Source organism: Bartonella henselae str. Houston-1 (assembly GCF_000046705.1).
Taxonomy (GTDB): domain Bacteria; phylum Pseudomonadota; class Alphaproteobacteria; order Rhizobiales; family Rhizobiaceae; genus Bartonella; species Bartonella henselae.
In genome coordinates this window covers 1,117,846-1,132,707 of the sequence record NC_005956.1, presented here as the reverse complement: position 1 = coordinate 1,132,707, position 14,862 = coordinate 1,117,846, and the positions used below count along the sequence as shown (strand labels likewise).

Annotated in this window: 11 protein-coding genes and 1 pseudogene; 7 read left to right on the top strand and 5 right to left on the bottom strand. The window is 38.3% G+C overall.

The window, feature by feature from the left end; all coding sequences use genetic code 11:
• Positions 1-11 precede the first annotated feature (11 nt).
• On the top strand, positions 12-995 hold the full coding sequence (locus AYT27_RS05205; protein ID WP_011180884.1) for an RluA family pseudouridine synthase: 984 nt from the start codon (positions 12-14) through the stop codon (positions 993-995).
• 288 nt (positions 996-1,283) lie between these two features.
• Here the strand turns inward: AYT27_RS05205 and AYT27_RS09695 are convergent.
• Positions 1,284-1,493 (bottom strand): annotated as a pseudogene (locus AYT27_RS09695) (transposase); the annotation flags it as partial.
• Positions 1,494-1,738: 245 nt separating this feature from the next.
• Between AYT27_RS09695 and AYT27_RS05195 the strand changes: the two are divergent.
• Positions 1,739-2,521 (top strand): ATP12 family chaperone protein, encoded by a 783-nt coding sequence (locus tag AYT27_RS05195; protein ID WP_011180883.1) that lies wholly within the window; start codon positions 1,739-1,741, stop codon positions 2,519-2,521.
• Between the two features lie 44 nt (positions 2,522-2,565).
• Here the strand turns inward: AYT27_RS05195 and AYT27_RS05190 are convergent, their stop codons facing one another.
• The 4 genes from AYT27_RS05190 to uvrA form a co-directional block, all read right to left on the bottom strand.
• On the bottom strand, positions 2,566-3,111 hold the full coding sequence (locus AYT27_RS05190) for a hypothetical protein (RefSeq protein WP_011180882.1): 546 nt from the start codon (positions 3,109-3,111) through the stop codon (positions 2,566-2,568).
• A 151-nt stretch (positions 3,112-3,262) separates the two neighbouring features.
• The gene (gene glnA / locus AYT27_RS05185; RefSeq protein WP_011180881.1) at positions 3,263-4,672 is read right to left on the bottom strand and encodes a type I glutamate--ammonia ligase; all 1,410 of its coding nucleotides are present in this window, start codon (positions 4,670-4,672) and stop codon (positions 3,263-3,265) included.
• A 56-nt stretch (positions 4,673-4,728) separates the two neighbouring features.
• The gene (locus AYT27_RS05180; RefSeq protein WP_011180880.1) at positions 4,729-5,067 is read right to left on the bottom strand and encodes a P-II family nitrogen regulator; all 339 of its coding nucleotides are present in this window, start codon (positions 5,065-5,067) and stop codon (positions 4,729-4,731) included.
• A gap of 276 nt (positions 5,068-5,343) precedes the next feature.
• Positions 5,344-8,259, bottom strand: coding sequence for an excinuclease ABC subunit UvrA (gene uvrA / locus AYT27_RS05175; protein ID WP_011180879.1), 2,916 nt, complete (start codon positions 8,257-8,259; stop codon positions 5,344-5,346).
• A 340-nt stretch (positions 8,260-8,599) separates the two neighbouring features.
• Between uvrA and ssb the strand changes: the two genes are divergently transcribed.
• The 5 genes from ssb (at position 8,600) to AYT27_RS05150 (ending at position 13,786) form a co-directional block, all read left to right on the top strand.
• Positions 8,600-9,118, top strand: a complete 519-nt coding sequence (gene ssb, locus AYT27_RS05170) for a single-stranded DNA-binding protein (RefSeq protein ID WP_011180878.1) — start codon at positions 8,600-8,602, stop codon at positions 9,116-9,118.
• A 232-nt stretch (positions 9,119-9,350) separates the two neighbouring features.
• Entirely contained in the window at positions 9,351-12,146 is a 2,796-nt protein-coding gene (gene gyrA, locus AYT27_RS05165; protein WP_011180877.1) for a DNA gyrase subunit A, read from the top strand.
• A gap of 24 nt (positions 12,147-12,170) precedes the next feature.
• The gene (gene coaD, locus AYT27_RS05160) at positions 12,171-12,689 is read left to right on the top strand and encodes a pantetheine-phosphate adenylyltransferase (protein ID WP_034448154.1); all 519 of its coding nucleotides are present in this window, start codon (positions 12,171-12,173) and stop codon (positions 12,687-12,689) included.
• Positions 12,679-13,251 (top strand): peptidylprolyl isomerase, encoded by a 573-nt coding sequence (locus AYT27_RS05155; RefSeq protein ID WP_011180875.1) that lies wholly within the window; start codon positions 12,679-12,681, stop codon positions 13,249-13,251. Before coaD ends, AYT27_RS05155 begins: the two co-directional genes overlap by 11 nt.
• A 22-nt stretch (positions 13,252-13,273) precedes the next feature.
• A complete protein-coding gene (locus AYT27_RS05150) occupies positions 13,274-13,786 on the top strand; it encodes a peptidylprolyl isomerase (protein WP_011180874.1) in 513 nt (170 codons plus the stop codon).
• Positions 13,787-14,862 lie beyond the last annotated feature (1,076 nt).

Below are 14,862 nucleotides of genomic sequence, written 5' to 3'. Positions count from 1 at the left end.
AGGAAACTTTCATGGCAGGTGTAGAAATAAAAAAGGTTGAGGTAGATGAAAGCGGAATGCGCTTAGATCGTTGGTTTAAAGCGCATTATCCAGGACTTGGATTTGGGCATTTGCAGAAATTGTTGCGTTCTGGCCAGATACGAATTGATGGTCGGCGTGTTAAGGCTGATACGCGTCTTCTTATGGGGCAAGTTGTGCGCATACCGCCTTTACCTGTTAATGACATGGGAAGCCTTCCTGTAACGGATAAAACACTTCGGGGACAGGATGATGAAGTCATTTTGAAAAAAATGCTGCTTTATGAAGATCCAAAGATTTTTGTTTTTAACAAGCCAGCTGGTTTAGCTGTACAGGGTGGCTCTGGTTTAACGCGTCATGTGGATAGTATGCTTAGGGTATGGCGTAATAAAAAAGGCGAAAAACCGCGTTTGGTTCATCGTCTTGATCGTGAGACATCAGGTGTCCTGATTGTTGCACGGTCAAGAGGGGCTGCACAGGCTTTAACGACGGCTTTTAGAACACGCGAAACGAAAAAGACTTATTGGGCATTAGTTCGGGGAGTGCCTAAAAAAAAGCAAGATAAAATTTCAACATGGATGGTTAAGGATATCAGTACACAAGTTGATAAAATGCGGGTTTGTGAACATGGGGAGCCGGATTCTTACCATGCAGTTTCTTACTATCGCGTTGTAGATACGCGAGGGAGAGCTCTTTCGTGGCTTGAAATGGAACCTTATACTGGGAGAACACATCAGTTACGTGTACACGCTGCCCATATGGATCACCCTATTATCGGTGATGCAAAATATTTTTTTTCTGATAGTAATTGGACGTTACCGGGGGGAATTCAAAATCGCCTTCATCTTCATGCACGCCGGATTCGTATTCCTCATCCTTCAGGGGGGATATTGGATATCGTTGCACCTTTACCGCCTCATATGGTACAAAGCTTTAATCTTTTGGCTTTTGATGAGCATGAGGGTGAGACAGAATAGGGCAGGATAAAAGAAGGATTTTTGTAGTTTGTTCTGTTTAATTTGTTCAGTTTTTTGTAAATTTGATTAAGATGTTATCTATATCACTTGTTATGAAGAAAGCTCTTGATAAGTAATCGTTATGAAAGAATTGTGTTTTTAGTGATGAATTTGTGGATATCATTTATAATTTTTTTCTACAGTTTTTTTATTTTATTATGTTTTAGAATATCGTTTTTTAGGGGGATATAAGATATATAATTTCATACATCAGGTGTGTTCCGCTGTTAAGTATATTGACAAATAGTGTCAATTAATGCGGCCTCCACAGTTACGAGCAAAATAGGATGGTGACCAAAGGTTATTGCCCCATAACTTTTTTAAGTGATAAGGGATTTTTTCTACTTTAATACTCTGCTCGCAATATCTTTTAAACTTGTTAACGAGTGTAGATATTATTACTTTAGATGGATAGTTGATAAGAAGATGAACGTGATCACTTTCACCATCAAATTCAGCACATTCAGTTTTTTAATTAAGACAAATCCTTTTAAAAATTATTCTAACAGTTGCTTTTGAATGTAGAAACAAAGCATCATCGTTGTCTTGTTTGTAAAATAGACATGAAATATAGTCTTAAATTAGATAGGGGCTGGTAAGATCTTTTCCCTTTTTTAGGGAGGGGAGGTCAACTTAAACCTTATGAGATAGGTAGAACCTTGAAAAACCAGTCGGTTTTTTAAAAATATCAGAGATAAAACAATATGCGTGAAATTTTGAATCATTTTGATAGGCCATTGAATAAAAAAAATTCTTTTCAGAAGATTCAAAATCTTTCATGCCAGACGCATACTAAACGATTTTATAGGGAAGTAAAAATTTCATGTGAAGAGGGGGGATTTTCTGTATTATTGGATGGATGTCCTGTTAAAACACCGGCAAAGCGCCATTTTTGTCTGCCAACAGAAGTGTTTGCTGCATTTGTGGCGGAGGAATTTGAAAACCAAAAGCAAGTTATTGATCCAGCAAAAATGCCAATGACGCGTCTTGTGAATACCGTTATTGACGGTATAGCTGATAATATGCAGGCTGTATTTGAAGATTTATTGCGTTTTGTTGCATGTGATATGATTTTTTATCGCGCACAAACACCAAAAGAGTTGGTACAGCGACAATGTGAACAATGGGATCCTTTATTGGATTGGGCAGAAGAAAAACTTGGTGCCCGTTTTCATGTAACAGAAGGGCTTATGCATATTGAACAATCACGCGAATCTATTCAAGCAGTAAGCAATTATTTACGTAAAGTTGAGTCTCCTTATATGCTTGCTGCACTGCATACGATAACTACTTTAACGGGATCAGCTCTCATTGCTCTTGCTTTTTCTGAGGGAAAAATCGATTCAGAGCATGCTTGGAAGATTGCGCATTTGGATGAAAATTGGATGATGGAACAATGGGGAATCGATGAAGAAACGCTAGCGCGATCTTCTCATAAGAAAAGTGAATTTGACGCAGCAGGAACAATCATTACAACTTGTTTATAGGTCAAATTTCCTACTGCTTTTGTTCATGCACTTATTCTCAAAAGTTACATTATTTTTGTGATTTTTTGGGGATTGATTTTTATTTTCTCCAGTCCAGGAAATGCGTCATTGGTTATGTTTAAGATTGCTTCGTCATTACCACGGATAAAATACCATTGGTTATTGGAAAAAAGAGCAATAACTTCAGTTTGAATAGAACGCTTTTTTCCAGAATTTGTTGTGGTTATAAAGTTCACAGGTATAACGAAATAAGGAATACCATTATCAAGTTTTCCTTCACGTTTTTGCTTTTGGTTGATTTGTATACTTTCAATCTTATAATTTTCTGCCAATCGTTGTATTTGGCTTTTCATGATTTGTTGGAATTGTGATTTACTGAGATTTTTTTTGGCCATTAAGCTGTTGATGATTTGGGGGGGGATAGCATTTAAAATGGCATTTGCATCGGCATTTTGAAGTGCTTTACTGTATGCAGATGCTGCTTTTTCAAAGGCTATAAGTTTTGGACTTGTAATTGTATAAGCTTGAGTTATTGAGATAATAAAGGCAATGCATAAAAAAATAGGAAAAAGATTACGAGTTCGCAGCATTGGAAACCTTATAATTGATTTGAAGAAATTTAAATAAACTTATAAAGTAAAAGCACATAAGCAAAAAGTTATTTGTGCTCTTTGATGAGAATAATACCCACAAAAATGGAGATTTAACTTCTATTTTTAAATCAAAAAGAATGACTATTATTTAAACAGAATAGTACATATCGAATTCGATGGGATGTGGAGTTGTTTCGTAACGTAAAACTTCTTGCATTTTTACTTGAATGAAAGAATTAATCTGATCATCATCAAAAACGTCACCAGCTTTAAGAAAGCTACGGTCTTTATCAAGTGCTTCAAGTGCTTCACGCAAACTTCCTGAAACCGTAGGAATGTCTTTGAGCTCTTTTAGGGGAAGATCGTAAAGGTCTTTATCCATAGCGTGTCCAGGATGAATCTTGTTTTTGATGCCATCAAGACCAGCCATTAAGAGTGCTGCAAATGCCAAATATGGATTTGCTGTTGGATCAGGAAAACGAACTTCTACGCGTTTTGAATTTGGCGAAGGAGTCATTGGAATACGGCAAGATGCAGAACGATTACGTACAGAATAAGCAAGAAGAACGGGAGCTTCATAACCAGGAACCAAACGCTTGTAGGAGTTTGTAGATGGATTGGTAAAGGCGTTGATTGCTTTTGCATGCTTAATGATACCACCGATAAAGAATAAGCAGGTTTCTGACAATCCGGCATATTCATTTCCGGCAAAGATAGGTTTACCATCTTTCCAAATGGACATGTGAACATGCATACCTGAGCCGTTATCACCAAAAACTGGTTTTGGCATAAAAGTTGCTGTTTTTCCGTAGCTATTTGCTATTTGATGCACAACATATTTAAAAATTTGCATCTTATCAGCTTCCCGAACAAGAGTATCAAAACGAATACCCAATTCATGTTGACCTGCTGCAACTTCGTGATGATGCTTCTCAACGCGGATACCCATATCTTTGAGTACTGTAAGCATTTCAGAACGCATATCTTGGCAGGGATCAATGGGGGGAACTGGAAGATACCCTCCTTTCATTCTGGGGCGATGACCGAGATTGCCTGTTTCATATTCTGTATCATCATTTGATGGAAGTTCACTTGAATCGAGTTTAAATCCTGTGTTGTAAGGGGCAACTTTATAGCGCACATCATCAAAGATAAAAAATTCTGCTTCTGGACCTACATTAATTGTATCTCCAATTCCTAAAGATTTCATATAAACTTCAGCTCTTTTGGCAATAGAACGAGGATCTCTCCGATAAAACTCTCCAGAAACAGGATCGAGCACATCACAAAATATGACCAAAGTTGATTGGGCAAAAAAAGGATCAATATGAGCTGTTTCTGGATCTGGCATCAAAACCATGTCGGATTCATGAATTGTTTTCCATCCGGAAATTGAAGAGCCGTCAAACATAACACCATCGTTAAATGTATCCTCACTGATTTCTGCAATATCTATAGTGATGTGATGCAATTTTCCTCGTGGATCGGTAAAGCGTAAATCAACAAAACGGATGTCATTATCTGCAATTTGTTTAAGAATGTCTGATGCAGTTGTCATATTCCATTTCCTTATTGGACTGAGGTAGATAAAAAAGGTGAAAAACTTTGTAGCTGTTAAAGCGCATCGATTCCGGATTTACCTGTGCCGATACGAATGGCATGATCAATGGAAGAAACAAATATTTTTCCATCTCCAATATGCTTTGTTTGCGCTGCTTTACGTATTGTGTCAATGGCTTGTTCTAGTTTTTCATCGGCAATAACAATTTCAATTTTTACTTTAGGTAGAAAATCAATAACATATTTAGCACCACGATAAAGTTCTGTATGCCCTTTTTGACAACCAAACCCCTTTGCTTCTGTTACTGTAATACTATGTAATCCAATTTTTTGAAGCGCTTCTTTCACTTCATCAAGTTTGAAAGGTTTTATGATGGCTTCAATCTTTTTCATGCTGAAATTATCTCTAACGTTATTATGTCTTTTTAGACTACACTACATTATATTGACAACTATGAGATATGTTAAAAGATACTTTCTACACGGAAAATTCAAAAATTATGTCACGGTATATTTTGGGAAGGAAGATTCCTTTAAAGCATAGAATAAAATGCTATTATTTTATAAGGAAAACGCTTTGAGGGGTATAAAGAATCAAAATGATAAAATAAAAAATATTTGGTTTTCTTTTTTACTGTTCTATTATGTATTTCATAATTTGCAGACTTTTTAAGAATTCGGATTTATAAAAGGTTGACGCAGCAAAATTTCTTTCAGAAATTTTCCAGTGTAGGAAGCAGAAACGTTAATAATATCTTCAGGTCGTCCAATCGCAACGATTTCACCACCGCGATCTCCACCTTCTGGTCCTAGATCAATAATCCAGTCAGCTGTTTTTATAACTTCAAGATTATGTTCAATGACGGCAACTGTATTCCCCTGCTCGACAAGTTCATGTAGGACTTCAAGAAGTTTAGAAATATCGTGAAAATGCAATCCCGTTGTTGGTTCGTCCAAAATGTAGAGTGTACGACCTGTTGTTTTGCGTGAAAGTTCTTTGGCAAGTTTTACACGTTGAGCTTCACCACCAGAAAGTGTTGTGGCTTGTTGTCCTACTTTAATATAGCCAAGGCCGACTTTCATGAGGGTCTTCATTTTGTTATGAATATTAGGAACAGCTTGAAAAAAATCTTCTGCTTTTTCGATTGTCATGTCCAAAATATCGGCGATCGATTTTCCTTTAAATTTTATCTCTAGGGTTTCTCGATTATAGCGTTTTCCTTGGCATATATCGCAGGTAACGTAGATATCAGGCAAAAAGTGCATTTCAATTTTGATCACTCCATCTCCCTGACATGCTTCGCAGCGTCCTCCCTTCACATTAAATGAAAAACGCCCGGCTTGATAACCACGGGCTTTTGATTCTGGAAGTTCTGCAAACCACTCACGGATTGGGGTAAAGGCACCTGTATAGGTCGCTGGATTAGAACGCGGAGTCCGTCCAATAGGTGATTGGTTGATATCAATAACCTTATCAAGAAATTCTAATCCCTCAATTTTATCATAGATTGCGGGACTTTGATGTGTGCCCATGATATGATGTGAGGCAGCTTTGAAAAGAGTTTCAATGAGGAATGTTGATTTTCCTCCACCTGAAACACCAGTTATGCACGTGAAGGTTCCAAGAGGGATGGTCGCACTGATGTTTTTGAGGTTATTGCCCTTGGCCCCAATTATTTTCAATATTTTTGATTTTGATATTTTGCGTCGTTGAACAGGTACGGTAACTGCCATTTTTCCTGAAAGATATTGGCCTGTGAGAGAAGAAGGACTTTCTATAATTTCTTGCGGTGTCCCTTGCGCTATAACTTCTCCACCATGAACACCTGCTGCTGGCCCCATATCAACTACATGATCTGCTATGCGAATGGCATCCTCATCATGTTCAACAACGATAACTGTGTTGCCCAGATCACGTAGATGGTGCAGCATCTTCAAAAGGCGTTCATTATCGCGTTGGTGTAAACCGATAGAGGGTTCATCTAAAATATAAAGGACACCTGTAAGACCAGAGCCAATCTGGGATGCTAAACGAATCCGTTGACTTTCTCCACCTGAAAGTGTGCCTGAATTGCGAGATAAGCTAAGATATTCAAGTCCTACATGATTTAAAAAAGCTAGGCGTTCACGAATTTCTTTTAAAATGCGGACTGCGATATTCCATTGTTTTTCAGTGAGATATTGATGAATATTGGCAAACCAATCATCTGCTTTTAAAATTGAAAGTTCTGATATTTGTCCAATATGTTTTCCGTTGATTTTGACAGCAAGTGCTTCTGGTTTTAAACGATAACCATGACAGGCTGGACAAAGCGAAGAGGACATATAATGTTCAATTTCTTCACGTGACCAAGCAGAATCGGTTTCTTTCCATCGTCGTTCCATATTGGGAATGATACCTTCATAATATTGGATCGTTTTGTATGCGCTTGGATCACTTTTGTTATCAAAGGGGATTTCCTTTCTTTTTATGCCATAGAGAATAGCTTGTTGCGCTTCATTTGAGAGTGTGTTCCATTTATCCGTGAGTTTGAATCCATAAATTTTACCTAGTGCCTCTAAGATTTGGCTCTGAGAGGATGAGGCTGATTTCGACCAAGGAGCAATTGCTCCAGCTTCTAAGGTGAGATCTTCATTTGGTACTATTTTTTTAGGGTCAATTGCCTTTTTTGTGCCAAGTCCGTCGCAACTAGGACAAGCCCCAAAAGGGTTATTAAATGAAAAAAGCCGTGGTTCAATTTCAGGGATAGAAAATCCAGAGATTGGACAGGAAAACTTTTCTGAGAAAATAAGCCGTTTGTGCGTTTCATTTTTTGATTTATGAGCAGATTCCTTTGCGGTTGCTTTTTGTGCTAAAGGTTGATCTGCCATCTCAACAACTGCAATCCCATCTGCTAGCTGTAAACAGGTTTCTATACTATCAGCTAAGCGAGCAGCAATGTCACCTCGCACAACAATGCGGTCGACCACAACATCTATGTCATGTTTATATTTTTTATCAAGAGAAGGAATATCAGGAATTTCATAGAAAATTCCATCAACTTTAGCACGCTGAAACCCTTTTTTTAAAAGTTCCGTTAACTCTTTTTTATATTCTCCCTTTCTCCCTCGAACGAGAGGGGCCATAATAAAAATCCGCGTATCTTCTGGTAAGGCCATAATTTGATCAACCATTTGGCTTACAGTTTGGCTTTCAATAGGAAGTCCCGTGGCGGGAGAATGAGGGATACCGATACGGGCAAAGAGAAGGCGCATATAGTCGTGGATTTCAGTGACGGTTCCTACCGTTGAGCGAGGGTTGCGGCTAGTTGTTTTTTGTTCAATGGAGATGGCGGGAGAAAGACCATCTATGCGGTCAACATCTGGTTTTTGCATCATTTCCAGAAATTGGCGTGCATAAGCAGAAAGGCTTTCAACATAGCGGCGTTGACCTTCAGCGTAAATTGTATCAAAAGCTAAAGACGATTTACCTGATCCAGAAAGTCCCGTTATGACAATCAGTTTATTACGAGGGAGGTCTATATCAATATTTTTAAGGTTATGTTCACGTGCACCGCGAATGGAGATGTATTTTTGATAAGCCATATTTTATCCTTGGCATAGATGACAAAAATTAAGCATCCAAAGTGGAATAAAACTGTTTCTTTAGAATTACAACGCGTTTCATTGCTTTAACTTAACAAGAGAATACAAGCTCTGTGAAAACACAACCAAGGAATTAGCTTTTTACTTTCTGATGATGAAATAAACTATGCGTTGTTATCATCTTTTGCTATAATTACACGATACAATATTTTAAAAAGGGTAGCAAGATCCACATTGAGGCCAATTGCAAATGTAGATAGGTAAATGGTAAGATTAAGATAGTAATGATCGTTATACAACAGAAATTGTTTTGCAAATTTAAGACTTTGGAGTTTATAAGATGGCTGGTAGCCTTAATAAAGTTATTTTGATTGGTAATCTTGGCGCTGATCCTGAAATTCGCCGTTTGAATTCTGGTGATCAAGTGGCAAATTTGCGTATTGCGACTTCAGAGAGTTGGCGTGATCGTAATACAAATGAGCGTAAAGAGCGCACAGAATGGCATAATATCGTTATTTTTAACGAAAATCTTGTTAAAGTTGTAGAGCAATATTTAAAAAAAGGTAGTAAGATCTACATTGAAGGTCAGTTGCAGACGCGTAAATGGCAAGATCAAAATGGTAATGATCGTTATACAACAGAGATTGTTTTGCAAAAATACCGCGGTGAGTTACAAATGCTTGATGGGCGCGCTGCAGCGGGGGGAGAACAAATGCAAGGAGCAAATCAGTCAAGCGGTGCTTATAGCAGTGTTGGTTTTGGCGATAATAGCGCAAATCAGAGAGATGTTTTTGGTTCCAACAACAGTCAATTAGGAGAAAGCTTTTCACACAAATTAGATGATGACGTACCTTTTTAATGATTCTTAATAAGTGCTCTTATTCTTGCTCTTCGTATCTTTTTAGTTGTTTTTGTGAGGTTTTTTACGTTCAAAAAATTAGATACTGTTGATTTTATCGGTGATTTTTAACATAAATAAAATGTTGAAGATTTTATTGTTAAATTTCCTCTCTGTTGTAGGGGAAATTAGCGTTTTAGTGTATTTTTCGCTATACAAAGAGTAAAGTGATTCCTTTTGAAAGTCTAAAGCTGTGACAGATCTAAACCCGCATCCAGAACGCGATGTAATGGCCGGTATTGAACCAGTTAGTATTATTGATGAAATGCAACGCTCCTATCTCGATTATGCGATGAGCGTGATTGTTTCGCGCGCTCTTCCTGATGTCCGTGATGGTCTTAAGCCTGTTCATCGGCGTATTCTTCATGCTATGAATGAGATGGGGCTTTCTTTCAATAAGCCTTATCGTAAGTCTGCAGGTGTTGTTGGTGAAGTTATGGGGAAATTTCATCCTCATGGAGATGCTTCGATTTACGATGCTTTGGTGCGTATGGCACAGGATTTTTCTTTACGGAATCCATTGATTGATGGTCAAGGAAATTTTGGTTCTGTTGATGGTGATCCCCCTGCGGCGATGCGCTATACGGAATGTCGTTTAGAAAAAGTTTCCGAAGAGCTTCTCGCTGATATTGATAAAGATACTGTTGATTTTCAGGATAATTATGATGGACGTGAGCGTGAACCGGTAGTCTTACCAGCACGTTTCCCTAATCTTTTGGTCAATGGATCAGGGGGTATTGCCGTGGGAATGGCAACCAATATTCCTCCCCATAATCTTGGTGAGGTCCTTGATGCTTGTATCGCCTTGATTGATAATCCCGATATAACGCTTGATAAAATCATTGAAATCATTCCTGGTCCTGATTTTCCCACGGGTGGTATTATTCTTGGTCATTCCGGTGTTCGTTCTGCTTATGAAACGGGACGTGGTTCAATTATTATGCGTGCTAAGGTTGATATTGAAGAAACTCGCAATGGTCGGCAGGCAATCATTGTAAGCGAAATCCCTTATCAAGTTAATAAAGCAACAATGATTGAGAAAATGGCCGAATTGGTGCGTGATAAACGTATCGAAGGAATTTCTGATTTGCGTGATGAGTCTGATCGTGATGGATATCGCGTCGTTATTGAGCTTAAGAGAGATGTTATCGCGGATGTTGTTTTGAATCAATTGTATCGTTATACGCCGCTGCAAACTTCCTTTGGTTGTAATATGGTGGCGTTGAACGGTGGAAAACCTGAACAGATGACGTTGCTTGATATGCTGCGTGCATTTGTTTCTTTTCGGGAAGAAGTTGTTAGTCGAAGAACAAAATATCTTTTACGTAAAGCACGCGAGCGTGCGCATGTTTTGGTCGGTCTTGCACTTGCTGTTGCCAATATTGATGAAATTATAGCGCTCATTCGCAAGGCACCTGATCCACAGACAGCCCGTATAAAGTTAATGGAGAGGCGCTGGCCGGCTGCTGATGTGGCACCTTTGATTAAACTTATTGATGATCCTCGTCATATTATCCATGCCGATAATACTTACAATTTATCTGAAGAACAGGCGCGTGCTATTTTAGAATTGCGTTTGCAAAGATTAACAGCGCTTGGACGTGATGAAATTGCTGATGAATTGAATAAAATTGGAGTGGATATTACCGATTATCTTCATATTTTGGCATCCCGTTCACGTATTATGAGCATTATTAAAGATGAACTTAATGTTCTTCGTGAGGCTTTTGCAACCCCTCGGCGTACCGTATTTGGTTTTGGTAGCGCTGAGATGGATTGTGAAGATCTGATTGCACCAGAAGATATGGTGGTCACGGTGAGTCATAGTGGATATATTAAGCGGGTACCTCTTAGTACATACCGTGCGCAACGGCGCGGTGGTAAGGGGCGTTCTGGTATGTCTACCAAGGATGAGGATTTTGTAACGCGTTTATTTGTGGTTAATACCCATACACCGGTTCTTTTCTTTTCAACGCGTGGAATCGTTTATAAAGAAAAAGTTTGGCGTTTGCCACTTGGTACGCCGCAATCGCGTGGACGAGCTCTGATCAATATGCTTCCCTTACAGCAAGGTGAGCGCATAACGACGATTATGCCCTTGCCAGAAGATGAAGCCCGTTGGAGTGCATTGGATGTGATGTTCGCAACTACGCGTGGAACTGTGCGTCGTAATAAATTATCGGATTTCGTTCAGATTAATCGCAATGGCAAAATTGCCATGAAACTTGATGAAGAAGATGAAATTCTCTCTGTCGAAACTTGTACAGAACGTCATGATGTCGTTCTAACAACTGCTAAGGGACAATGTATTCGTTTCCCGGTCGTTGAGGTTCGTGTTTTTGCAGGCCGGAATTCGGTGGGAGTCCGTGGTATCAATTTGGCTAACGATGATAAAGTCATTTCAATGACAATCTTAGAACATGTTGAAGCAACGTCTGTTGAGCGTTCTGCCTATATTAAACGTGTGATTAATGAACGGCGTGCTGCTGGTTCTGATGCTGAGGATCTTGTAACTCTTGATGAGGAAGATGAGGCAGTCGACACAGAGTTGACAGAGGGTCGCTATTTAGAACTTCATGCGCGTGAACAGATGCTTTTAACGGTAAGTGAATTTGGTTATGGAAAACGATCTTCCTCATATGAATTTCGGATTTCAGGACGTGGTGGGAAAGGGATTCGTGCCACAGATCCATCTAAGACAGCTGAAATTGGTAAATTAGTAGCGGCTTTTCCGGTGAAGGCCCAAGATCAAATTATGTTGGTCTCAGATGGTGGACAGCTTATTCGCGTTCCTGTGGAGGGTATTCGTATAGCTGGTCGTTCAACTAAGGGGGTGACAATTTTCAATACAGCTGAAGGTGAAAAAGTTGTATCAGTTGAGCGTATTTCTGAATCCGAAGATGATGATAACCAATTAGATGATGAAACTGAAAAATGTTCCGAGGCGGTTGATGATTCTGAGATGATTGATTTGAGCGAAGGAAAATAATTTTTAAGAGTGCGGATTGAAATGATGAAAATTGCTCTTTATGCAGGTTCCTTCGATCCTCTTACAAATGGTCATCTTGATATTTTAAAAGCCAGTTTCGTTTTGGCTGACAAGGTGATTGTGGCTATAGGTATACAGGCTAAAAAAGAATCACTTTTTAGTTTTGAAGAGCGTGTTGATTTAATTACTCAGGCAGGAAAAGAGTTGTTAAATATGGGGTCTGATCGGTTACAGGTTATTTCGTTTGAGACTCTTTTGATTGATAAGGCTCGGGAAATTGGTGCTTCTTTTCTTATTCGCGGATTACGTGATGGCACTGATCTTGATTATGAAATGCAAATGGCGGGGATGAATGGTCTCATGGCTCCTGAATTGCAAACTGTTTTTTTGCCGGCAGGCGTTTTGGGGCGTGTAATAACTTCTACATTGGTACGACAGATTGCCTCTATGGGAGGTGATGTGGCACCTTTTGTGCCTGCGAATGTTGCTAGAGCTTTGCATTTAAAATTTCAATCTTCAAGGGGGAGTGATTGTGTCTCTTAGAGTTCTTAGTGTTTTAATATGCTTTTTTTGCTTTTTTTCCTTGAGTGCTGTAGCAGATGATTCTAACGTTCTTGTTTTATCTCTCAAAAATGGTGATGTAGTTATTCGTCTTCGTTCTGATCTAGCACCAAAGCATGTTGCACAAATCAAGAAGTTAACTAAGGAAGGTGCTTATAACAATGTTGTATTTCACCGTGTCATTCCTGGTTTTATGGCGCAGACTGGTGATGTGCAATTTGGAAAAAAGGGCAGTGTAGATTTTGATCCTAAACGCATTGGTATGGGACGTTCCAATTATCCCAATATACCGGCGGAATTTTCAAAGGAGCCGTTTAAGCGTGGCACTGTTGGGATGGCACGTTCCCAAGATCCAAATTCCGCTAATTCTCAATTCTTTATTTGTTTTAGTGATGCTGCTTTTTTAAATGGTCAGTATACTGTTGTGGGAGAGGTGATAAAGGGAATGGATGTTGTTGATAAAATTAAAAAAGGTACCACAAGTAATAATGGATCTTTGACAAATCCTGATGTTATTAATGCTGCCACTTTACAAGCTAAGTGATGAGCCAAAGGAGTTTAACTATATGGCCGAAATTAAAGATCCAGAAAATACTTTAATTCTTGAAACAACGAAGGGTAGAGTTGTTATTGAATTTTTTGCTGATTTAGCACCTAGTCACGTTGCACGTATTAAAGAGCTTGTACGTGAAGGTGCTTATGATAACGTCATTTTTCACCGTGTTATTGATGGTTTTATGGCGCAAACTGGTGATGTGCAATTTGGAAAAAAAGACGGTGAAAAATTTAATTTATCACGTGCAGGTATGGGAGGTTCAGAAAAACCTGATTTAACAGCAGAGTTTTCGAATCTTTCTCATAAGCGTGGTACAGTTTCTATGGCACGCAGTCAGAATCCAGATTCTGCTAATTCGCAATTTTTTATTTGCTTTGCCAATGCTCCTTGGCTTGATCGTCAATATTCTATATGGGGACAAGTTATTGAAGGTATGGAAAATATCGATCAAATTAAGCGCGGTGAGCCTGTTGTAGATCCTGATGCAATCATTAAAGCTACAATTGCTGCTGATATAGAATAGGGTAAATTATATAGGTTTCTACCGGTAAGCTCACTAAGTAAAGATATTGTTCTCTTGAGCACAATGAAGAAAAATTTTCGTAACTTTAATCTATAAAAAACTTCAGTTGTTATTTGCTTTTTTTAGTATTAGGCTTTGTTTTTTACAGGCGACGAGTTTATGATGCTTTCCCATTGTTGGCATCTATCATTTACTTATAAGAGAGTATTCATAAGATTGAGTGTTTACGTAGTACTGCTTGTTTGTAATTTAGGTGCGATTAGCCCGTTCCACAATAAAGATTATAGGATTCATTGCTTTTTATAGCTATTTTTATATTTCTAGTGCGTTGATTTGCGTTGACCGTTTTTATGTAAATGGAATTTAGAAAGTACTTATCGAGTGTAATATTTTGCATTGGGTACATTGCCTGGATGCAAGGATGGTTTTGCTTTGTGTTTCTTGAAAGTAGATAGGAGAAGATTTTCGTATCTATGCTTTTTTGAAGATTTTTGATGAAGGCAAATATTCATTTAAACGATATAAGGTCATTGGGGTATAGCAATAAGATATACTCTTGATGTTTAGCTATGATGTGCTTTTTCAACGTAAATATATTGCTGCTCTCATATTGTGGTCACAGTGTGTTTAGGTATTGAAGGTAAAAATGTGAAGTTCTTTTTACTTGTAAAAAAGTGACAAAGCATTCTCTAACAATTTGCATTTTATTAGGAGATCACTGGATAGCTTTAGGCTATTTACATGTATATATAAGCGCAATTTTTTTATCTGTAAAAGTGAAACCTATCTGAGGCTATACTCGATATTTAGAGTTCCTTCTATTAATGCAAAATTCTTTAGACATTGTTGGTAGTTAAAGTGTATGGGAATAGGGTCGTTATTGTTGAAAAGTAGTTTCAAAATTATTTAAAATTATGGTAAGTGAGCGTAGTCTCTTGAGGTGTTATGTTGTCAGGTTCCTTCTGAGAAATGAGATTATCGCTTTGATTGTGCTCATCGCTTGATAACAGAACTTTCTTTATCTTGTTTAATTTTTTTATGCTAGTGACACTATTTAGCAAATAAAGAATCAATCC